At 64.8% G+C, this 19,628-nt stretch carries 21 protein-coding genes; 14 read left to right on the forward strand and 7 right to left on the reverse strand.

Features of this window, described 5'->3' with window-relative positions; all coding sequences use genetic code 11:
* Positions 1 to 42: 42 nt before the first annotated feature.
* The 4 genes from lptB to OMP44_RS19540 all read right to left on the reverse strand — a co-directional run bounded on the left by lptB (position 43) and on the right by OMP44_RS19540 (position 2,926).
* Positions 43 to 771 carry an LPS export ABC transporter ATP-binding protein gene (gene lptB, locus OMP44_RS19525; protein ID WP_017640054.1) on the reverse strand — a complete coding sequence of 243 codons (729 nt, stop codon included), beginning with the start codon at positions 769 to 771 and terminating at the stop codon, positions 43 to 45.
* Positions 768 to 1,310, reverse strand: coding sequence for a lipopolysaccharide transport periplasmic protein LptA (gene lptA, locus OMP44_RS19530; RefSeq protein WP_007159516.1), 543 nt, complete (start codon positions 1,308 to 1,310; stop codon positions 768 to 770). The genes lptB and lptA overlap by 4 nt, the downstream gene beginning before the upstream one ends.
* Positions 1,297 to 1,869, reverse strand: a complete 573-nt coding sequence (gene lptC / locus OMP44_RS19535) for an LPS export ABC transporter periplasmic protein LptC (protein WP_007159515.1) — start codon at positions 1,867 to 1,869, stop codon at positions 1,297 to 1,299. Before lptC ends, lptA begins: the two co-directional genes overlap by 14 nt.
* An 82-nt stretch (positions 1,870 to 1,951) precedes the next feature.
* The gene (locus tag OMP44_RS19540) at positions 1,952 to 2,926 is read right to left on the reverse strand and encodes a KpsF/GutQ family sugar-phosphate isomerase (protein WP_133859838.1); all 975 of its coding nucleotides are present in this window, start codon (positions 2,924 to 2,926) and stop codon (positions 1,952 to 1,954) included.
* A 204-nt stretch (positions 2,927 to 3,130) separates the two neighbouring features.
* Between OMP44_RS19540 and OMP44_RS19545 the strand changes: the two genes are divergently transcribed.
* The 10 genes from OMP44_RS19545 (at position 3,131) to hisC (ending at position 11,090) form a co-directional block, all read left to right on the forward strand.
* Complete coding sequence (locus OMP44_RS19545) at positions 3,131 to 3,940, forward strand: ATP-binding cassette domain-containing protein (RefSeq protein WP_187978685.1); 810 nt, start codon at positions 3,131 to 3,133, stop codon at positions 3,938 to 3,940.
* Positions 3,940 to 4,734: a lipid asymmetry maintenance ABC transporter permease subunit MlaE gene (mlaE, locus tag OMP44_RS19550; RefSeq protein WP_059314028.1), complete on the forward strand. Its 795-nt coding sequence runs from the start codon at positions 3,940 to 3,942 to the stop codon at positions 4,732 to 4,734. The genes OMP44_RS19545 and mlaE overlap by 1 nt, the downstream gene beginning before the upstream one ends.
* Positions 4,734 to 5,210, forward strand: a complete 477-nt coding sequence (mlaD, locus tag OMP44_RS19555) for an outer membrane lipid asymmetry maintenance protein MlaD (RefSeq protein ID WP_280310588.1) — start codon at positions 4,734 to 4,736, stop codon at positions 5,208 to 5,210. The genes mlaE and mlaD overlap by 1 nt, the downstream gene beginning before the upstream one ends.
* A gap of 14 nt (positions 5,211 to 5,224) precedes the next feature.
* Entirely contained in the window at positions 5,225 to 5,875 is a 651-nt protein-coding gene (locus OMP44_RS19560; RefSeq protein ID WP_187978686.1) for an MlaC/ttg2D family ABC transporter substrate-binding protein, read from the forward strand.
* Entirely contained in the window at positions 5,872 to 6,186 is a 315-nt protein-coding gene (locus OMP44_RS19565; RefSeq protein ID WP_187978687.1) for an STAS domain-containing protein, read from the forward strand. The genes OMP44_RS19560 and OMP44_RS19565 overlap by 4 nt, the downstream gene beginning before the upstream one ends.
* A gap of 73 nt (positions 6,187 to 6,259) precedes the next feature.
* Positions 6,260 to 6,499: a BolA family protein gene (locus tag OMP44_RS19570; RefSeq protein ID WP_007159508.1), complete on the forward strand. Its 240-nt coding sequence runs from the start codon at positions 6,260 to 6,262 to the stop codon at positions 6,497 to 6,499.
* Between the two features lie 22 nt (positions 6,500 to 6,521).
* A complete protein-coding gene (gene murA, locus OMP44_RS19575; protein WP_280310596.1) occupies positions 6,522 to 7,787 on the forward strand; it encodes a UDP-N-acetylglucosamine 1-carboxyvinyltransferase in 1,266 nt (421 codons plus the stop codon).
* Between the two features lie 9 nt (positions 7,788 to 7,796).
* Positions 7,797 to 8,429, forward strand: coding sequence for an ATP phosphoribosyltransferase (gene hisG / locus OMP44_RS19580; RefSeq protein ID WP_007159506.1), 633 nt, complete (start codon positions 7,797 to 7,799; stop codon positions 8,427 to 8,429).
* A 289-nt stretch (positions 8,430 to 8,718) separates the two neighbouring features.
* A complete protein-coding gene (hisD, locus tag OMP44_RS19585; RefSeq protein ID WP_280310598.1) occupies positions 8,719 to 10,026 on the forward strand; it encodes a histidinol dehydrogenase in 1,308 nt (435 codons plus the stop codon).
* Between the two features lie 8 nt (positions 10,027 to 10,034).
* Positions 10,035 to 11,090: a histidinol-phosphate transaminase gene (gene hisC / locus OMP44_RS19590; protein WP_280310600.1), complete on the forward strand. Its 1,056-nt coding sequence runs from the start codon at positions 10,035 to 10,037 to the stop codon at positions 11,088 to 11,090.
* 145 nt (positions 11,091 to 11,235) lie between these two features.
* On the opposite strand, the gene OMP44_RS19595 is transcribed toward hisC, so the two are convergent.
* Positions 11,236 to 12,357: a S1C family serine protease gene (locus OMP44_RS19595; RefSeq protein ID WP_133859829.1), complete on the reverse strand. Its 1,122-nt coding sequence runs from the start codon at positions 12,355 to 12,357 to the stop codon at positions 11,236 to 11,238.
* 117 nt (positions 12,358 to 12,474) lie between these two features.
* Between OMP44_RS19595 and OMP44_RS19600 the strand changes: the two genes are divergently transcribed.
* The 3 genes from OMP44_RS19600 (at position 12,475) to cysN (ending at position 16,213) form a co-directional block, all read left to right on the forward strand.
* Entirely contained in the window at positions 12,475 to 13,230 is a 756-nt protein-coding gene (locus tag OMP44_RS19600; RefSeq protein ID WP_187978692.1) for a Nif3-like dinuclear metal center hexameric protein, read from the forward strand.
* A 165-nt stretch (positions 13,231 to 13,395) separates the two neighbouring features.
* The gene (gene cysD, locus OMP44_RS19605) at positions 13,396 to 14,313 is read left to right on the forward strand and encodes a sulfate adenylyltransferase subunit CysD (RefSeq protein ID WP_007159501.1); all 918 of its coding nucleotides are present in this window, start codon (positions 13,396 to 13,398) and stop codon (positions 14,311 to 14,313) included.
* 1 nt (position 14,314) lies between these two features.
* Positions 14,315 to 16,213: a sulfate adenylyltransferase subunit CysN gene (gene cysN, locus OMP44_RS19610; RefSeq protein ID WP_280310605.1), complete on the forward strand. Its 1,899-nt coding sequence runs from the start codon at positions 14,315 to 14,317 to the stop codon at positions 16,211 to 16,213.
* Positions 16,214 to 16,264: 51 nt separating this feature from the next.
* Here the strand turns inward: cysN and OMP44_RS19615 are convergent, their stop codons facing one another.
* Positions 16,265 to 16,576 (reverse strand): hypothetical protein, encoded by a 312-nt coding sequence (locus OMP44_RS19615; RefSeq protein WP_273808730.1) that lies wholly within the window; start codon positions 16,574 to 16,576, stop codon positions 16,265 to 16,267.
* A 211-nt stretch (positions 16,577 to 16,787) separates the two neighbouring features.
* Between OMP44_RS19615 and OMP44_RS19620 the strand changes: the two genes are divergently transcribed.
* Positions 16,788 to 18,422, forward strand: a complete 1,635-nt coding sequence (locus OMP44_RS19620) for a Na+/H+ antiporter (protein ID WP_280310608.1) — start codon at positions 16,788 to 16,790, stop codon at positions 18,420 to 18,422.
* Here OMP44_RS19620 and dapC read toward each other — a convergent pair.
* Positions 18,419 to 19,612, reverse strand: a complete 1,194-nt coding sequence (gene dapC, locus OMP44_RS19625; protein ID WP_280310610.1) for a succinyldiaminopimelate transaminase — start codon at positions 19,610 to 19,612, stop codon at positions 18,419 to 18,421. The genes OMP44_RS19620 and dapC overlap by 4 nt on opposite strands.
* Positions 19,613 to 19,628 lie beyond the last annotated feature (16 nt).

Genomic DNA, 19,628 nt, shown 5'->3' on the forward strand with positions numbered 1-19,628 from the left:
GCGAGCGTTAGCAAATTATATGCCTTGTTTCCCCGGGTTTGCCTAGAGGCGGAATTCGTGGCCCAGATAGACTTCCTTGACCAGATCGTTGGCGAGGACTTCCTCGGCGGTACCCTCGGCGATGAGCTGGCCGTCGTTGACGATGTAGGCCGTTTCGCAGATGGTCAGGGTTTCCCGGACATTGTGGTCGGTGATGAGCACACCGATGCCCTTGGCCTTGAGGTGGCGAATGATCTGCTTGATGTCGCCCACCGAGATGGGGTCCACGCCCGCGAAGGGTTCGTCCAGCAGGATGAACTTGGGTGCGGTGGCCAGGGCGCGAGCGATCTCGACGCGACGTCTTTCGCCACCCGACAGGCTCATGCCGCGATTGTCGCGGATATGGGTGATGTGGAATTCCTGCAGCAGGCTTTCCAGTTCGCGCAGGCGACCGGCCTTGTCCAGATCCTTGCGGGTTTCCAGGATGCCGAGGATGTTGTCGGCCACGGTCAGCTTGCGAAAGATCGAGGCTTCCTGCGGCAGGTAGCCGATCCCGGCGCGGGCCCGGCCATGCATGGGCAGGGCGGTGACATCCTGATCGTCGATCAGCACGCGACCCTGATCGGCCTTGACCAGGCCGACGATCATGTAGAAACAGGTGGTCTTGCCGGCGCCGTTCGGACCGAGCAGGCCGACGATCTGACCGCTGTCGATGCTGACGCTGACGTCGCGAACGACCTGACGACCCTTGTAGCTCTTGGCCAGATGCTGGGCTTTGAGCGTGACCGTCATTGTCCCTGCCCCGACTGCTGCTGATCCTTGGGCTGGATGACCATGTCGATGCGCGGCCGCGGCGTGGTGACCTTGCTGCCGTTGGCGCGCCCGGCGTTGACGATCTGGCGCTGGGTGTCGTAGACGATCTTCTCGCCTTCGAAGGTGTTGCCCTGTTGGACCACCTTGGCCTGATCGATCAGGATGATGCGATTTTCCTGGGCGAAATACTGGATCGTCAGACCATAGGCCTTGACGATGTCCTTGTCTGCCGAGGGCTTCTGCTCGTAGTAGGCCGGTTTGCCCACTGCGGTGGCGACCTTGATGTTGCCCTGATTGTCCTGGGTCAAGGTCACCGTGTTGCCGGTGATCTTCATGCTGCCCTGGGTGATGACCACGTCTCCGCGGTACACGGCCACGCCCTGCTTGTCGTCGAGCTCGGCGCTGTCGGCCTGCACGCGGATCGGCTGGGTGCGATCGGTCGGCAGGGCCCAAGCCGCGGCACTGCCAAAGGTGGCGCCGAGGGTGAACAGGAAGGGGAGGGTTTTAACGAACCTCATGCTGGCCTCTTACGTTGGACAGCAGGAGCATTCTGCCGTCTTCTAGATACGCTTTCATGCCATTGGCCGTGGTCACCCCATTGGCGGCCTCGATTCTAACGGCTTGCTCGGTTTGCGCATATTGTTTGTCAGGAAAGACGGTCATGCGGGTGGTGGTCAACACCACCGGGCGGCCTTTTTCATCGGTACGCTCGACACGCACGTCATCGATCAGCTCCGCCTGACTGCCACCGGGGGCGACCTCGGCGCGGGCACTGCGAATGTGCCAGGGATAGTCGGTGCCGCGAAAGGCCAGCATGTCGGGCCGGGTCACCAGGGTGACGTCGGTCGCCTTGACGTGTTCGCTGCGCTCCGCCTTGAGTTCGTACTGGATCTTGCCGTCCAGGCGATACTGGATCGTCCGGGTATTGAGGGCATAGCCGTCGATGGCGCTGTCTTGCGGGGTCGACGAGGCCGGAGCATCGACGAAGCGCTGCGGCAGGATGTTCCAGTAGCCGATCGCGATGAGCGCGGCGGCGATCAGGACCAACAGCACGGGGCGGCGCAAGCTGCGAAACATGAGGGTACCTGTGGTGGGCCGCACCAGGGGCGGCGGGTTGAACACGAGATTGCGGCGTATTAGTCGGGCAGTATAACCCGGCCTACAGCACCCCGGCGCGTAGCAGGTCACCCATGTTGAGGGCGCCGATCGGCCGGTGCTCGTCATCGATCACCACCAGCGCGTTGATCTTGTGCTCTTCCATGATCTTCAGCGCCTCGGCGGCGAGCATCTGCGCCCTGGCGGTTCGACCGCCACGGGTCATCACGGTTGCGATCGCCGTGGTGCGCACGTCGATGCCGCGATCCAGGGCGCGACGCAGATCGCCGTCGGTGAAGATGCCCGCCAGACGGCCATCGGTGCCGAGCACGCTGGTCATGCCCAGTCCCTTGCGCGACATCTCCAGCAGGGCATCGGAGACCAGGGTGTCTTCGCTGACCTGCGGCAGGTCGACGCCGGCATGCATGACGTTTTCCACCTTGAGCAGCAGGCGCCGACCCAGGGCGCCGCCCGGATGGGAAAAGGCGAAATCCTCGGCGGTGAAGCCACGGGCCTCGAGCAGGGCGATGGCCAGGGCGTCGCCCAGCACCAGGGCGACAGTGGTGGAGGAGGTGGGCGCCAGATTGAGCGGGCAGGCCTCAGTGGCGACGCTGGTATCCAGGTTGACGTCCGCGGCCTTGGCCAGCGGCGAGGCCGGATTGCCGGCAAAGCTGATCAGCGGGACGCCAAGGCGCTTGATCAGCGGCAGCAGGGTCAGGATCTCGCTGGAGGTGCCCGACTGGGAGATGGCGATGATGACGTCATCGCGGGTGATCATGCCCATGTCGCCATGGCTGGCTTCGGCCGGGTGTACGAAGAAGGCCGGACTGCCGGTGCTGGCCAGGGTCGCGGCGATCTTGTTGCCGACATGCCCGGATTTGCCCATGCCCAGGACCACGATGCGCCCACGGCAGGCGAGCAGGTGGCGACAGGCGGCGGCAAAGCTTTCGTCGATGCGTTCGCCCAGGGCGGCCACGGCCGCTCGCTCTACATCTATGGTGCGCTTGGCGGAAGCGATGAAATCTATTGAGTCGGGCATGGGTCAGAAGGCAGGTGACGGGACAATCGGAAATTATATGCGCAAAGCCGCGACACTCAGCAACGCCGCCCGCAGTTCAGGAGTCACATCGGCAACGAATGCTATAGTGCCGCCCTTTTGCCGGGGTCGCCGAACGCGAGAGCCGCGTGCCCTGAAGCGGCGGAGCGGCGTCTCCCTGCACAGAGTTGAACCTTAGGAGTCTCGATGACCGTCGATAGCCCGTACGCCGTGGAGCTAAAGGGCGTTTCCTTCAAGCGCGGCACGCGTCTCATCTACGACCGGGTCGATATCCGCATCCCGCGGGGCAAGGTCACCGGGATCATGGGACCGTCCGGCAGTGGCAAGACCACCCTGTTGCGCCTCATCGCTGCCCAGTTGCGACCGAGCAGTGGCGAGATCTGGGTCAATGGCGCCAACCTGCCGCAGTTGTCCCGGGGTGAGTTGTTCGACATGCGCCGGCAGATGGGCGTGCTGTTCCAGAGCGGCGCGCTGTTCACCGATCTCGATGTGTTCGAGAACGTGGCCTTTCCACTGCGCGTGCACACCAAGCTGCCCGAAGAGATGATCCGCGACATCGTCCTGCTCAAGCTGCAGGCGGTGGGCCTGCGCGGTGCCGTCGAGCTGATGCCGGACGAGCTGTCCGGCGGCATGAAGCGCCGGGTCGCCCTGGCGCGGGCCATCGCCCTGGATCCGCAGATCCTCATGTACGACGAGCCCTTCGTCGGCCAGGACCCCATTGCCATGGGCGTGCTGGTACGGCTCATCCGCCTGCTCAACCAGGCGCTCGGGCTGACCAGCATCGTGGTCTCCCACGACCTGGCCGAGACGGCCAGCATCGCCGACTACCTCTATGTGGTCGGCGATACCAAGGTGCTCGGGCAGGGCACGCCGAAGGAGCTGCGCGAATCGCCCGATCCGCGGGTTCGTCAGTTCATGCAGGGCATCCCCGATGGCCCGGTACCCTTCCACTACGCCGCGCCTGATCTGCGCGATGCCTTGCTGGGGAAACACTGATGCGTAAGGTCTCCGCCGTGGAGCGGATTCGTCGGCTGGGCAAGGCCGGGCTGGACGTCGTGGCGGCCATTGGCCGCTCCGTCATCGTCCTGCTCCTGGCGGTGTTCGGTCGTGGTGGCGTGGGCAGCGGCCTGCAGCTGCTGGGCAAGCAACTCTATTCGGTGGGCGTGATGTCACTGCCCATCATCGTGGTGTCGGGCTTCTTCATTGGCATGGTGATCGCCCTGCAGGGCTACAACATCCTGGTCAAGTATGGCTCCGAGCAGGCCGTGGGGCAGATGGTCGCCCTGACGCTGCTGCGCGAATTGGGCCCGGTGGTGACGGCCTTGCTGTTCGCCGGTCGGGCCGGTTCCGCCCTGACCGCCGAAATCGGCAACATGAAATCCACCGAGCAGCTGTCCAGCCTGGAAATGATCGGCGTGGATCCGCTCAAGTACATCGTCGCGCCGCGTTTCTGGGCCGGCTTCATTTCCATGCCCTTGCTGGCCGCCATGTTCAATGTGGTGGGTATCTGGGGCGCGGCCATGGTCGCCATCGACTGGCTCGGCGTCTACGACGGTTCCTTCTGGGCCACCATGCAGAACAGCGTGATGCTCAGTGACGTGCTCAATGGCGTGATCAAGAGCCTGGTGTTCGCCTTCGTGGTGACCTGGGTCGCCGTCTTCCAGGGGTATGACTGCGAGCCGACCTCCGAAGGCATCGGTCGCGCCACCACCCGTACCGTCGTCTATGCGTCGCTTGCCGTGCTCGGCCTCGACTTCATTCTTACCGCCCTGATGTTTGGAGATCTCTGATGCAAACCCGCACCCAGGAAATCGGTGTCGGACTCTTCCTGCTGGCCGGCGTGCTCGCATTGCTGCTGCTGGCGCTGCGGGTAAGCGGTCTGACGATGAGCGACCATCACGATACCTACAAGGTCTATGCCTACTTCGACAACATCGCCGGTCTCACAGTGAGATCGCGGGTGACCATGTCGGGCGTGACCATCGGCAAGGTCACCGCCATCGATCTCGACCGCAACAGCTACCGTGGTCGGGTCACCATGCAGATCGACAAGCAGGTGGACAACCTGCCGACCGACTCCATCGCCTCGATCCTGACTGCCGGCCTGCTCGGCGAGAAATACATCGGCATCAGCGTGGGCGGGGATGAACAGGTGCTCAAGGAAGGCTCGACCATTCGAGATACACAATCCTCCCTGGTTCTCGAAGACCTGATCGGCAAATTCCTGCTCAATTCGGTCAATAAAGACTCTTCCACCAATAAATGATGAGAGGCTTCTCCATGCTCAAGCTACTTCGTCACGGAGTGATCGCGATCCTGGCCCTGCTGCCCCTGGTGTCCCAGGCGGCACCCTCGGCCCACGATGTGATCCAGCAGACCACCAGCACGCTGCTCAGCGATCTCGAGGCCAATCGCGACAAGTATCGCAGCAGTCCGGAAGCCTTCTACGAGTCGCTCAACAACATCCTCGGCCCGGTGGTGGATGCCGAAGGCATCTCGCGCAGCATCATGACCGTGCGCTATAGCCGCAGCGCCTCGCCCGAGCAGATGACGCGCTTCCAGGAAAACTTCAAGCGCAGCCTGATGCAGTTCTATGGCAACGCGCTGCTGGAGTACAACAACCAGGGTATCCGGGTACTGCCCGAAGGTCCGTCCGATGGTCCCGATCGCACCAGCGTGGGCATGGAGGTCAAGGGCAACAACGGCGCCGTCTACCCGGTGCAGTACAGCATGGTCAAGCAGGGCAATGACTGGAAGGTGCGCAATGTCATCATCAATGGTCTGAATCTCGGCAAGCTGTTCCGCGACCAGTTCGCCCAGGCGATGCAGGAAAACGGCAACGACCTGGACAAGACCATCAACAACTGGGCGGGCACCGTGGCCAAGGCCAAGGATTCTCCCGAGGCCCAGAAGGCCAAGGTCGGTTCGTGAGTCGCGCCGCCATCACCCGCGAGGGCGCCCGGCTGCAGCTGTCGGGTGTACTCGATCACGCCAGTGTGCCGTCCCTGCGCGAGCAAGGTCGTACCCTGATCGCCCAGGGCAGCGGTCCGCTGGTGCTGGACTGCGCTGGCGTTGAACATTCCAACAGCGCCGGCCTGGCGCTGTTGCTGGCCTGGTTGCGCGATGCCCAGGCCGCAGGGTGCTCGCTGACCATCGCTGGCCTGCCCTCCGAGTTGCGGCAGATCGCCGAGGTCTCGGATGCCCTCGAACTGCTGCCCCTGGCGGACGACGCTCACGGGTAACGGTCATCGCAGTCGCCGTACAGCCGGTTTTTTTGTATGATCGCCGGCTGTACTAGATTGCCGAGGTGCCGCCATGCAGGCCCAAGAAGTCAAAAGCCTCCTTGAGGCAAAACTGGCCGATACCCAGGTCGAAGTGGAAGGCGAGGGCTGCAATTTCCAGCTCTACCTGATCAGCGACGAGCTCCAGGCACTCAGCCCGGTCAAGCGTCAGCAGCAGGTCTACTCCCATCTCCAGCCGCAGATCGCCGATGGCAGCATCCATGCTGTCACCATGAAATTCTTCACCCGTGCTGCCTGGGCCGAACGCGCCTGATTCGCAGCGCCGAGAACTCGCTATGGACAAACTGATCATTACCGGCGGCAACTGCCTGAACGGTGAAATTCGCATTTCCGGGGCCAAGAACTCCGCCCTGCCGATCCTCGCCGCGACCCTGCTCGCCGACACCCCGGTGACCATCGCCAACCTGCCGCACCTGCACGACATCACCACCATGATCGAGCTGTTCGGCCGAATGGGCGTCCAGCCGGTGATCGGTGAAAAGCTCAATGTCGAGGTGGATGCGTCCAGCATCAAGACCCTGGTCGCGCCCTATGAACTGGTCAAGACCATGCGCGCCTCGATCCTGGTGCTGGGTCCGATGGTCGCGCGCTTCGGCGAAGCGGAAGTCGCCCTGCCCGGCGGTTGCGCCATCGGCTCGCGTCCGGTCGATCTGCACCTGCGCGGCCTGGAGGCCATGGGTGCCAAGATCACCGTCGAAGGCGGCTACATCAAGGCCAAGGCGCCGGCCGGTGGCCTGCGCGGTGCCCACTACCATTTCGATACCGTCAGCGTGACCGGTACCGAGAACGTGCTGATGGCCGCTACCCTGGCCAAGGGTCGCAGCGTCATCCAGAACGCCGCTCGCGAGCCCGAGGTCGTCGATCTGGCCAACTGCCTGATCGCCATGGGTGCCAACATCCAGGGCGCCGGTACCGACACCATCACCGTGGAAGGCGTCGAGCGCCTCGGCGGCGCCACCTATTCGGTGCTGCCGGACCGCATCGAGACCGGTAGCTACCTGGTTGCCGCCGCTGCCACCCGCGGTCGCGTCAAGCTCAAGGACACCGATCCGACCATCCTCGAGGCCGTGCTGGCCAAGCTGGAAGAGGCCGGTGCCCACATCTCGACCGGCAGCAACTGGATCGAGCTGGACATGAAGGGCAATCGCCCCCGCGCGGTCAACATCCGCACGGCGCCCTACCCGGCGTTCCCCACCGACATGCAGGCCCAGTTCATCTCCATGAACGCCGTCGCCGAAGGCACCGGTACCGTGGTCGAGACCATCTTCGAGAACCGCTTCATGCACGTTCACGAGATGGTGCGCATGGGCGCCAACATCGCTATCGAAGGCAATGCCGCCATCGTCACCGGCGTCCAGCGCCTCAAGGCCGCCCCGGTCATGGCGACCGACCTGCGCGCCTCGGCGAGCCTGGTCATCGCGGCCCTGGTGGCCGAAGGCGATACCCTGATCGATCGCATCTACCACATCGACCGCGGCTACGAATGCATCGAGGAGAAATTCCAGCTGCTCGGTGCCAAGATCCGTCGTACGCCCAAGTAAGGACCTCCGATGCTGACCATCGCCCTGTCCAAGGGCCGTATCCTCGACGACACCCTACCGCTGCTGGCAGCGGCGGGGATCGCGCCGACCGAGAATCCGGACAAGAGCCGCAAGCTCATCATCCCGACCACCCAGGACGATGTGCGCCTGCTCATCGTCCGCGCCACCGACGTGCCCACCTACGTGGAGCATGGCGCCGCGGACCTGGGCGTGGCCGGCAAGGACGTGCTGATGGAATACGGCGGCGATGGCCTCTATGAGCCGCTGGACCTGCGCATCGCCCGCTGCAAGCTGATGACCGCGGGCGCCGTTGGCGCTCCGGCGCCGCGTGGCCGGCTGCGGGTGGCGACCAAGTTCGTCAATGTTGCCAAGCGCTACTATGCCGAGCAGGGCCGCCAGGTCGACATCATCAAGCTGTACGGCTCCATGGAGCTGGCACCGCTGGTGGGGCTGGCCGACAAGATCATCGACGTGGTCGACACCGGCAATACCCTCAAGGCCAACGGTCTCGAACCCCAGGAGCTGATCGCCCACATCAGCTCGCGGTTGATCGTCAACAAGGCCTCGATGAAGATGCAGCACGGTCGTATCCAGGCGCTCATCGAGACCCTGCGACACGCCGTCGAGGCGCGCGGCGCCTGAGAACCTGTTCAAAGCCTGCTGCGCGTCGGCCAAACTATGTTGAAAATGGCTTCGGAATGCTCATTGACCACTCGTAAACTCCGCTTCCTCAGCCATTTTCGCCTTGTTTGTCTCTAGCTCGCGAGACTTTGAACAGGCTCTGGGTCCTGGCCGGCAGGTTAATGCCGGCCCGGACCGCTTCCATCCCTCCAGCTTCGCCTATCCGTGCCATAGCCAAATTGTCGGGCGCCCACACGGAGCCGGCTGTTACTCTCGGGCGCCCCTTTCGCTCTCCTGAAGAGGATCCGCCATGACCGCTCCGCTCGCCATCCGCCGACTCGCCGCTGCCGCTCCGGATTTCGCCGAGCATCTGGATCATCTGCTGAGCTGGGAAGGGGTGTCCGACGCCGACATCAACCAGCGGGTCCTGGCGATCATCGCCGACGTCCGTCATCAGGGCGATCAGGCCCTGCTGGAATACACCCGGCGCTTCGACGGTGTCGAAACGACCTCGATGAGCGATCTCATCCTGCCGCGTGCGCGTCTGGAAGAAGCCCTGACCCGGATCACGCCGGAGCAGCGCACCGCCCTGGAAGCCGCCGCCGAGCGCGTCCGTCGTTATCATGAAAAGCAGCGCCAGGATTCCTGGCAGTACCAGGAGGCCGATGGCACCGTGCTTGGCCAGCAGGTCACCCCGCTGGACCGTGCCGGTCTCTATGTGCCGGGGGGCAAGGCCTCCTATCCGTCCTCGGTGCTGATGAACGCCATTCCCGCCAAGGTCGCCGGTGTGCGCGAGGTGGTCATGGTGGTGCCGACGCCCCGCGGCGAGGTCAATCAACTGGTGCTGGCCGCTGCGGCCCTGGCCGGTGTCGATCGCGTCTTCACCATTGGCGGCGCCCAGGCCGTGGCCGCCCTGGCCTATGGCACCGAAAGCGTACCGCCGGTGGACAAGATCGTCGGTCCCGGCAACATCTATGTCGCCACCGCCAAGCGCCACGTGTTCGGCAAGGTCGGCATCGACATGATCGCTGGCCCGTCGGAGATCCTGGTGGTCTGCGATGGCCAGACCGATCCCGACTGGATCGCCATGGACCTGTTCTCCCAAGCCGAGCACGACGAGGACGCCCAGGCCATCCTGGTCAGTCCGGACGCCGCCTTCCTCGACGCCGTGGCGGCCAGCATTGCCCGCCTGTTGCCGGAGATGGAGCGCGCCGACATCATCCGCGCCTCCCTGGAAGGGCGGGGTGCCCTGATCCAGGTTACCGACATGGCCCAGGCCATCGAGGTGGCCAACCGCATCGCCCCCGAACACCTGGAACTGTCCGTCGCCGAGCCCGAGCAATGGCTACCCAAGATCCGCCACGCCGGCGCCATCTTCATGGGGCGCTACACCGCCGAGGCCCTGGGCGACTACTGCGCCGGTCCCAACCATGTGCTGCCGACCTCGGGCACCGCGCGCTTCTCCTCGCCCCTGGGCGTATACGACTTCCAGAAGCGTTCCTCGATCATCCACTGCTCGGCCGCTGGCGCTTCCGCGCTGGGCCGGGTCGCCTCGGTCCTGGCGCGTGGCGAGTCCCTGACCGCCCACGCCCGCAGCGCCGAATACCGCATTCAGTAGGAGCATGCATGAGCGAACTCTGGAGTCCCTTCGTCAAGAATCTGGTGCCCTATGTACCCGGTGAGCAGCCCAAGCTGACCAACCTGGTCAAGCTCAACACCAACGAGAATCCCTACGGTCCGTCGCCGCGAGCGCTGGACGCCATCCGCGCCGCAGCCACCGACGACCTGCGCCTCTATCCCGACCCCAACGGCCAGGCGCTGAAGGACGCCGTCGCCCGCTACTACGGCATCCAGAGCGACCAGGTGTTTGTCGGCAACGGCTCGGACGAGGTGCTGGCGCACATCTTCCTGGGGCTGTTCGGCCATGGCCGACCCGTGCTGTTCCCGGACATCAGCTACAGCTTCTATCCGGTCTATTGCGGCCTCTACGACATCGCCTTCGAGACCCCGGCGCTGGACGAGGATTTCCAGATCGTCCCCGAGGACTATCTGCGCCCCAATGGCGGCATCATCTTCCCCAACCCCAATGCACCGACCGGCAGCGCCCTGGCGCTGGACGCCATCGAGCGCATCGTCGCCGGCAATCCGACCTCGGTGGTGGTGGTGGACGAAGCCTATGTCGACTTCGGGGCGGAGTCGGCGGTCGCCCTGATCGAGCGCCATGCCAATCTGGTGGTGACCCAGACGCTGTCCAAGTCCCGTTCCCTGGCCGGTCTGCGGGTAGGCCTGGCCATGGGTCAGGCGCCGCTGATGGAGGCCCTGGAGCGGATCAAGAACAGCTTCAACTCCTATCCGCTGGATCGCCTGGCCCTGGCCGGCGCGACCGCTGCCTTCGAGGATCGCGCCTATTTCGACGAGACCTGCCGGCAGGTGGTCGAAAGTCGCGAAGCCCTGGTCGGCCAGTTGCTGGAGCGCGGCTTCGAAGTCCTGCCCTCGGCCGCCAACTTCATCTTCGCCCGTCATGTGCAGAAGGGCGGGGCGGTGCTGGCCGCGGGCTTGCGCGAGCATGGCGTCATCGTGCGCCACTTCAGCCGTCCCGAACGCATCGCCGACTTCCTGCGCATCACCATTGGTACGCCCGTGCAGAATCAGGCATTGATCAAGGCCCTCGATACCCTCTGAGCTTAGGCTCTGTTCGAAAAGTTGCCGAGCGATGGTCAAGCGAGGCGAAAAGCGCCGAGGAAGCGGAGTTTACGAATGGTAAATGAGCATTCCGAAGCGCTTTTCAACGAAGCATCACCGAGCGTAGGCACTTTACGTATAGAGCCTAGCGTGCCTTTTCCATCAGGGGGCGCAGCCCGACGGTAACCTTGACCTGCACGGTCTTGTCCTGGCGCAGCACCTCGATGGGGATGCTGTCGCCGGGTTGCTTGCGGGCGATCTGGTTCATCGCCAGCCGGCCGTCCCTGATCGGTTGGCCGGCCAGCTTGACCAGCACGTCGCCGGCACGCAGACCGCCCTTGTGCGCCGGTCCTTCCGGATCGATATCGGTCACCACGATGCCCTGGTCGACCTTGAGGCCGTAGGTCTTGACCAGCTCTGGCGTGATGACTTCCACTGCCACCCCCAGCCAGCCGCGGATAACCTGGCCATGCTGGATGATCGAGCGCATGACCTCCATGGCCAGCTTGATCGGGATGGCGAAGCCGATGCCCTGGGAGCCGCCGGAAAGGATGGCGGTGTTGATGCCGATCAGATTGCCGTTGGCATCCACCAGCGCTCCGCCCGAATTGCCCAGGTTGATCGCCGCATCGGTCTGGATGAAGTCCTCGTAGGTATTGAGACCCAGCTGGTTGCGGCCGGTGGCGCTGATGATACCCATGGTCACCGTCTGGCCGACGCCGAAGGGATTGCCGATGGCCAGCACCACGTCGCCGATGCGGATGGCGGTCGAATCGCCCACCGAAATGGCCGGCAGGTTGGGCAGGTCGATCTTGAGCACGGCGAGGTCCGTGGCCGGATCGTTGCCGATCAGCTTGGCCAGGGTCTGACGCCCGTCGGCGAGCGCCACCACGATGGATTCGGCATCGAGGGTCACGTGGTTGTTGGTCAGCAGATAACCGTCATGGCTCATCAGCACGGCCGAGCCCAGGCTGAGCTCCTCCACTGGTTTGGTCACACCCTTGCGGTCACTGGCCGTGTCACCGGCCTTGCCCGGCTTGGCCGCCTTGGTCGAACGCAGCGACACCACCGCTGGCGCGGCGCGACTCGCCGCGTCGGCATAGGAGACCGGTCCCTGCTGGCGCGAATGCGCGGGCGCCTGGGCCGCCTCGAACAGCGGCGGCTGGGCGGGCAGGCCGAGCCATTGCGGATAGCGCTGCATGATCAGGGCCGCAACGAGCAGACCGCACAGCACGGGCCAGCCGAGATAACGCAAAGCCTTGTACATCGATCACATCCTTGAATTTGTCCACCCGGGGTGCGCCGGATAAGCTGGTGGGCATTATAAGGAGCGGCGCCACCCGAAGACACGCTGTGGCGCCGCCAGTGAGGAGGTAAGCCGTCCGTGACCCTGTCCCTTGATCAATTGGTGGAGACCGCCGATCGCTACCTGGAATCGGCCCGGATCCAGGATTATTGCCCCAATGGCCTGCAGGTCCAGGGCCGCGAGCAGGTGCGTCTGCTGGTCAGTGGCGTCACCGCCTCCCAGCAGCTGCTGGACGCCGCCGTGGCGGCCGGGGCCGATGCCATCCTGGTGCACCATGGCTATTTCTGGAAAAACGAAGATGCCCGCCTCATCGGCATGAAGCACCGGCGGATCAAGACGCTGCTGAGCCACGACATCAGCCTGCTGGCCTACCACCTGCCGCTGGACGTCCATCCCGAGGTGGGCAACAACGTCCAGCTGGGTCGCCGCCTGGGTCTGCAGGATATCCGGCCGCTGCCGGGTGACGCCAAGGGACTGATCTGGCAGGGCGAGTTGCCGCAGGCGCAATCCGCCGTCGACTTCGCTCGGCGGGTGGCGGACGTGCTGCAACGCGGGCCGCTGGTGGTCGATGGCGGACGGTCGATCCGGCGCCTGGCCTGGTGCACCGGCGGTGCCCAGGGCTACATCGATCAGGCCATTGCCGCGGGAGTGGATGCCTATCTCACCGGTGAGGTGTCCGAGCAGACGGTGCACAGTGCCCGCGAGAACGGGGTGAGTTTCTTTGCCGCCGGCCACCATGCCACCGAGCGCTACGGGGTCCAGGCGCTGGGCGACTTTCTGGCCGCGCAGCTGGGCATCGAGCATCGCTTCATCGACTGCGACAATCCCGCCTGAGCGTCATAAGCATATAACTTCTGGATCTAGATGGCCTGGCGGGCCATAACCGTTGCCTATGGTAAGGTTGAGGTTCGTCCACGGCCCGCTCTGTCCGGTGTGTCCAGTCGACTGGATGCCGCAACGGACATCTCCTAGGCCACCTTTCTGCAATCGTGAGTAGCCATGCTCGACAAACAGACGCACCTCAAACAGCTTGAGGCGGAAAGCATCCACATCATCCGTGAAGTGGCCGCCGAGTTCGACAACCCGGTCATGCTGTATTCCATCGGCAAGGATTCGGCCGTGATGCTGCACCTGGCCCGCAAGGCCTTCTTTCCCGGCAAGCTGCCGTTCCCGGTACTCCACGTGGACACCGGTTGGAAATTCCAGGCCATGTACGAATTTCGCGATCGCATGGTCGCCGACATGGGGCTCGATCTGCTGGTGCACAAGAATCCGGAAGGGGTCGCCCAGGGCATCAATCCCTTCACCCATGGCAGCGCCAAGCACACCGACATCATGAAGACCCAGGGCCTCAAGCAGGCGCTGGACAAGTACGGCTTCGACGCGGCCTTCGGCGGCGCGCGCCGCGACGAGGAGAAGTCTCGCGCCAAGGAGCGCGTCTATTCCTTCCGCGACAGCAAGCACCGCTGGGATCCCAAGAACCAGCGTCCCGAGCTGTGGAACATCTACAACGGCAAGACCAACAAGGGCGAGTCGATCCGCGTCTTTCCGCTGTCCAACTGGACGGAGCTGGACATCTGGCAGTACATCTATCTCGAAGGCATCCCGATCGTGCCGCTGTACTTCGCCGCCGAGCGCGAGGTGATCGAGAAGAACGGCACCCTGCTCATGATCGACGACGACCGCATCCTCGAACACCTCTCGCCCGAGGAGAAGGCACGCATCCACAAGCGCCAGGTGCGCTTCCGTACCCTCGGCTGCTACCCCCTGACCGGCGCGGTGGAGTCCCAGGCGACCACGCTGACGGACATCATCCAGGAGATGCTGCTCACCCGCACCTCCGAACGCCAGGGCCGGGTCATCGACCACGATGGCGCCGGATCCATGGAAGAGAAGAAACGTCAGGGGTATTTCTAAGATGTCGCACCAATCCGATCTGATCGGCCAGGACATCCTGGCCTACCTCGCGCAGCACGAACGCAAGGAGCTGCTGCGCTTCCTCACCTGCGGCAATGTCGACGACGGCAAGAGCACCCTGATCGGGCGCCTGCTGCACGACTCCAAGATGATCTACGAGGATCACCTGGAAGCCATCACCCGCGATTCCAAGAAGGTGGGGACCACCGGCGAAGAGGTCGACCTGGCGCTGCTGGTGGACGGCCTGCAGGCCGAGCGCGAACAGGGCATCACCATCGATGTGGCCTATCGCTATTTCTCCACCGCCAAGCGCAAGTTCATCATCGCCGACACCCCCGGCCATGAGCAGTACACCCGCAACATGGCCACCGGTGCCTCCACCTGCGACCTGGCGATCATCCTGGTCGACGCCCGCTACGGCATCCAGACCCAGACCCGCCGGCACAGCTACATCGCCTCGCTGCTGGGTATCAAGCACATCGTGGTCGCCATCAACAAGATGGACCTGCTGGGCTTCGACGAAGCGGTGTTCGAGCGTATCAAGGACGACTACCTGGCCTTCGCCCAGCGCATCGAGCTGAACGCCAAGGACATCCATTTCGTGCCCATGTCGGCGCTCAAGGGCGACAACGTGGTCAATCGCAGCGAGCAGACTCCCTGGTACAGCGGCAAGCCGCTGATGGAGATCCTCGAAAGCGTCGAGATCGCTGCGGATCGCAACCTCGACGACCTGCGCTTCCCGGTGCAGTACGTCAACCGGCCCAACCTCAACTTCCGCGGGTTCGCCGGGACCCTGGCCTCGGGCGTGGTCACCAAGGGCGATGCCGTGGTGGTCCTGCCGTCGGGCAAGGGCAGCCGGGTCAAGTCCATCGTCACCTACGAAGGTGAGCTGGAGCAGGCGGGTCCTGGCCAGGCGGTGACCCTGACCATGGAAGACGAGATCGACATCTCCCGTGGCGATGTCCTGGTGCATGCCGACAATCGTCCGCAGGTGACCGACAGCTTCGAGGCCATGCTGGTGTGGATGGCCGAGGAGCCCATGCGCCCGGGCAAGAAGTACGACATCAAGCGGGCCACCAGCTATGTGCCGGGTTCGCTGCCGAGCATCGTGCACACGGTGGACGTCAACACCCTGGAGCACGGCGCGGCCAGCGAACTCAAGCTCAACGAGATCGGCCGGGTCAAGGTGGCCCTGGATACCGCCATCGCCCTGGACGGCTATGGCGTCAACCGCACCACCGGTGCCTTCATCGTCATCGACCGCCTGACCAACGGCACCGTGGGCGCCGGCATGATCATCGCCGAACCGGTGGGCGCTACCGGCCACGGCCAGGGCGCGCATCAGTTGCACGTCGCCACCAGCGAGCGGGCGGCCCGTTTCGGTCAGCAGCCCACCACGGTGCTCTTTACCGGTCTCTCCGGTGCCGGCAAGACCACCCTGGCCTATGCGCTGGAGCGTCGGCTGTTCGATGCCGGGCGTGCGGTCTTCGTGCTGGACGGCCAGAATCTGCGCCACGACCTGAACAAGGGGCTGCCGCAGGATCGCGCCGGTCGTCGCGAGAACTGGTTGCGCGCCGCCCAGGTGGCCCGCCAGTTCAACGAGGCTGGCCTGATCGCCCTGGCTGCCTTCGTTGCACCCGATGCCGAGGGCCGGGCCCAGGCCCAGGCGCTGATCGGCGCCGAGCGGCTGCTGACCGTGCATGTCAAGGCATCGCCCAAGGCCTGTGCCGAGCGCGATCCCCAGGGGCTCTATGCGGCCGGTGGTGACAATATCCCGGGCCTGTCCTTCGCCTACGATTCCCCGGAAGACGCCGATCTGGTGCTCGACACCGAGCAGCTGTCGGTGGAGGAGGGCGTCCAGCAGATCCTCGACGTCCTGCGTCGGCGTCAGGTGATCTAGGGCGTTCAATCATGAAAAAACCCGCCTCTCGGCGGGTTTTTTCATGGGCCTTTACCAGCGCGGGGGCGGGCCGTAATAGTAGGCGCCGGGCGGCGGGCCGTAGTACACGGGGCGCGGCTCCACCACGCGATATTCGTAGACCGGTGCCGGTTCGTAATAGACCACGCGCGGTGGAGGCGGCGGTGGCCCTTCGACATAGACTGGCTCGCGGGCGTAGGAATGGGAGACGATGGCTCCGCCAACCACGGCGCCCACTACGGCACCGAGAAAGGCCGGACCGGGGCCACGACCGTGGGCGGACGCCTGACCGGCGATGGCGAGGCAACCGGCAAGCACCACGACTTGAGTGATGCGACGTAGCATGATCATTCTCCTGCAACCCGGGGATATGAAACCGGGTATGTCTATCAGACCGCAAGGGCGGCGAGTCGCCTAGATCGACACGGGTAAAGTTTGGGTAAAACCAAATACGGGGACATCAGTCCCAACAACTCGAGGTCGACGTGTCCCCACTCCCGCGGGATGCATCTCCTGTATCTGGTACCGCGACCGGTGCCCTGACCACGAGACCACCGTGCAGATTCTCTATACCGCTCTGATCCTCCTGCTGATGGTGGGTGCCACCCGTCTCAGCGTCCATCTCATTCCCATTCCGCTGCCCCTGATCCAGGTGGTGGTCGGCGCCTTGCTCGCCTGGCCCACCCTGGGGCTGCATGTCGCCCTGGACCCCGAACTCTTCCTGCTGCTGTTCATCCCGGCATTGCTGTTCTCCGATGGCTGGCGCATGCCCAAGCGGGAGTTCTGGCGCCTTCGCCGACCGATCTTCGTCCTGGCCTTCGGCCTGGTGTTCCTCACGGTGCTGGGTGCCGGCTGGTTCCTGCACTGGATGTTGCACCTGCCCTGGGCGGTGGCCTTCGCCCTGGCGGCGGTACTGTCGCCCACCGATGCCGTAGCGGTCTCCAGCATCGTCCGCGGCCGGCTGCCCAGCGCCCTGCTGCACGTCATCCAGGGCGAGGCCCTGCTCAATGACGCCTCGGGTCTGGTGACCTTCAAGTTCGCCGTGGCGGCGGCCCTGACCGGCGCCTTTTCGCTGAGCCAGGCCAGTCTGGAATTCGTCATCGTCGCGGTGGGCGGCGTACTGGTCGGCGGGGTGCTGAGCTGGCTGGTCGGCCAAGCGCGCGCCTGGATGGTGGTGAAGCGCGGCTGGAGCGACGCCGCGCCCCATGTCGTCTTCATGCTGTTGCTGCCCTTCGCCGCCTATGTGCTGGCGGAGCGACTGGGCGTTTCCGGCATCCTGTCCGCCGTGGCCGCCGGAATGATGCAGAGCCGGGTCGACATGCTGCCCCGCCAGACCGCTACCCGCCTGCTCAATCACAGCGTCTGGGGGCTGGTGGAGTTCGCCTTCAACGGCCTGGTGTTCCTGATCCTGGGTCTGCAGCTGCCCGACATCCTTGCGGCCGCGCTGCCGGCCTCCCAGGCGCTCTGGCCGGCCGCGGGCTGGCTGACGCTCTATGTGCTGGGTGCCTACGGGGTGATCATGGCCATTCGCTTCGGGGTCATCCTTGGTTACTGGCACCTGACCCAGCCTAGCAGCGGGCCCATCACCATCGCGGGCGACCCCCGCCTGATCGCCGCCATCGCCTCGCTCAGCGGGGTCCGCGGCGCCGTGACCCTGGCCGGTGTGCTGTCGCTGCCGCTGCTGCTCTCGGATGGCACGCCCTTTCCCCTGCGTGACATCCTGGTGTTCATCGCCGCGGGCGTGATCCTGCTGTCGCTGGTGGTGGCGAGCATCGGGATTCCGTTGCTGCTGGCGCGCTTGCCGGAGCAGTCCAACGACCTGCTGGAGCGGGAGCGTTGCGAGGTGCGAATCAATGCCGCCCGAGCCGCCATCGCGGCGCTGGAAGACGTGGCATCGAGCGATGCCGACGAGCCGGCGCGGGCCGCGCTGCAGGCGGAGATCAAGGCCGGCATCATCGCCGAATTCCGCGACGAGCTGAATTCCGCCGATGACAGCGAGGATGCCCGTTCCCTGGCGCGGCTGAGGGATACCCTGGATGGCGAGCTGCGCCTGCTCGCCATCCGCGCCCAGCGCCGCGAACTCTATCGGTTGCGTATCGCCGGGGTGATCGATGACCTGGTGGTCAGCGAATTCCTGCGTGAGCTGGACATTCAGGAGACCGCGCTGATGCGCGATCAGGGCAACCGCTAGCCCTGGCAGAAGCGGCGGATGCGCTCCGCCGCCTCCACGCACTCGGCCAGGGGCGCGACCAGCGCCATGCGGATCCGACCGGCGCCCGGATTGATGCCCGCGACGTCCCGCGACAGGTAGGAGCCCGGCACCACGGTCACGTGTTCGCGGGCGAACAGATCGCGGGCGAAGGCTTCGTCATCGCCCGGTGTCCGGGCCCAGAGATAGAAGCCGCCATCCGGAAGCGACACTTCCAGGCTGCCCTGCAGGATATCCAGCACGGCGGCGAATTTCTGCCGATAGAGCTCGCGGTTCTCACGGACATGGGCCTCGTCGCGCCAGGCCACGGCACTGGCCTTCTGCACCTGCACCGGCATGGCGCAGCCGTGGTAGGTGCGATAGAGCAGGAAGCGCTTGAGAATGGCGGCATCGCCCGCGACGAAGCCCGATCTCATGCCCGGCAGATTGGAGCGCTTGGACAGGCTGTGGAAGACCACGCAGCGGGCGAAGTCGCTGCGACCCAGTTCGGCGCAGGCGGTAAGCAGGCCGGGCGGCGGGCTGGCTTCGTCGAAATAGAGTTCGCTGTAGCACTCGTCGGCGGCGATCACGAAGTCGTGACGATCGGCGAGGGCGATGAGCTTTTTCAGCGTCGCCACCGGCAGCAGGGCACCGGTGGGATTGCCGGGTGAGCACAGGAACAGCAGCTGGCAGCGCTGCCAGACCTCGTCCGGCACACTGTCGAAATCGGGATTGAAGCCCTTGTCCGCCAGGCACGGCAGGTAGTGGGGCTCGGCGCCGGCGAGCAGGGCCGCGCCTTCGTAGATCTGATAGAAGGGGTTGGGACTCAGCACCAGACCCGCCTGGCTGCGATCCACCACCGCCTGGGTAAAGGAGAACAGCGCCTCCCGGGTACCGGTCACCGGCAGCACGTGACGCGCCGGATCCAGCCAGCCCGCGGGTACGCCGAAGCGCTGGCCGGCCCAGCTGGCGATGGCCTCGCGCAACTCGGCGATGCCAAGGGTGGTTGGATAGACCGCCAGCTGATCCAGGTTGGCGGTCAAGGCCTCGGCGACGAAGGCCGGTGACGGGTGCTTGGGCTCGCCGATCGACAACGGAATCGGCTTGAGCGCCGCCGGCGGGGTCACGCCAGCGAGGAGGGCGCGCAGCTTCTCGAACGGATAGGGCTGCAGCAGGTCGAGGGTGGGATTCATCGTCGGGTGGTCCTTC

The sequence above is a fragment of the Pseudomonas flavocrustae genome, from assembly GCF_029872515.1.
GTDB classification, from domain to species: Bacteria; Pseudomonadota; Gammaproteobacteria; order Pseudomonadales; family Pseudomonadaceae; genus Chryseomonas; species Chryseomonas aestiva.

What these genes read in the sequence shown, in the direction of transcription:
- hisD (WP_280310598.1), top strand. Translation starts at nt 8,719, where the DNA reads ATGACCGCTCCGCTCGCCATCCGCCGACTCGCCGCTGCCGCTCCGGAT.
- OMP44_RS19545 (WP_187978685.1), top strand. Translation starts at nt 3,131, where the DNA reads ATGACCGTCGATAGCCCGTACGCCGTGGAGCTAAAGGGCGTTTCCTTC.
- cysN (WP_280310605.1), top strand. Translation starts at nt 14,315, where the DNA reads ATGTCGCACCAATCCGATCTGATCGGCCAGGACATCCTGGCCTACCTC.
- murA (WP_280310596.1), top strand. Translation starts at nt 6,522, where the DNA reads ATGGACAAACTGATCATTACCGGCGGCAACTGCCTGAACGGTGAAATT.
- OMP44_RS19570 (WP_007159508.1), top strand. Translation starts at nt 6,260, where the DNA reads ATGCAGGCCCAAGAAGTCAAAAGCCTCCTTGAGGCAAAACTGGCCGAT.
- hisC (WP_280310600.1), top strand. Translation starts at nt 10,035, where the DNA reads ATGAGCGAACTCTGGAGTCCCTTCGTCAAGAATCTGGTGCCCTATGTA.
- hisG (WP_007159506.1), top strand. Translation starts at nt 7,797, where the DNA reads ATGCTGACCATCGCCCTGTCCAAGGGCCGTATCCTCGACGACACCCTA.
- lptB (WP_017640054.1), bottom strand. Translation starts at nt 771, where the DNA reads ATGACGGTCACGCTCAAAGCCCAGCATCTGGCCAAGAGCTACAAGGGT.
- mlaD (WP_280310588.1), top strand. Translation starts at nt 4,734, where the DNA reads ATGCAAACCCGCACCCAGGAAATCGGTGTCGGACTCTTCCTGCTGGCC.
- OMP44_RS19540 (WP_133859838.1), bottom strand. Translation starts at nt 2,926, where the DNA reads ATGCCCGACTCAATAGATTTCATCGCTTCCGCCAAGCGCACCATAGAT.
- OMP44_RS19615 (WP_273808730.1), bottom strand. Translation starts at nt 16,576, where the DNA reads ATGCTACGTCGCATCACTCAAGTCGTGGTGCTTGCCGGTTGCCTCGCC.
- mlaE (WP_059314028.1), top strand. Translation starts at nt 3,940, where the DNA reads ATGCGTAAGGTCTCCGCCGTGGAGCGGATTCGTCGGCTGGGCAAGGCC.
- OMP44_RS19595 (WP_133859829.1), bottom strand. Translation starts at nt 12,357, where the DNA reads ATGTACAAGGCTTTGCGTTATCTCGGCTGGCCCGTGCTGTGCGGTCTG.
- dapC (WP_280310610.1), bottom strand. Translation starts at nt 19,612, where the DNA reads ATGAATCCCACCCTCGACCTGCTGCAGCCCTATCCGTTCGAGAAGCTG.
- lptC (WP_007159515.1), bottom strand. Translation starts at nt 1,869, where the DNA reads ATGTTTCGCAGCTTGCGCCGCCCCGTGCTGTTGGTCCTGATCGCCGCC.
- lptA (WP_007159516.1), bottom strand. Translation starts at nt 1,310, where the DNA reads ATGAGGTTCGTTAAAACCCTCCCCTTCCTGTTCACCCTCGGCGCCACC.
- OMP44_RS19560 (WP_187978686.1), top strand. Translation starts at nt 5,225, where the DNA reads ATGCTCAAGCTACTTCGTCACGGAGTGATCGCGATCCTGGCCCTGCTG.
- cysD (WP_007159501.1), top strand. Translation starts at nt 13,396, where the DNA reads ATGCTCGACAAACAGACGCACCTCAAACAGCTTGAGGCGGAAAGCATC.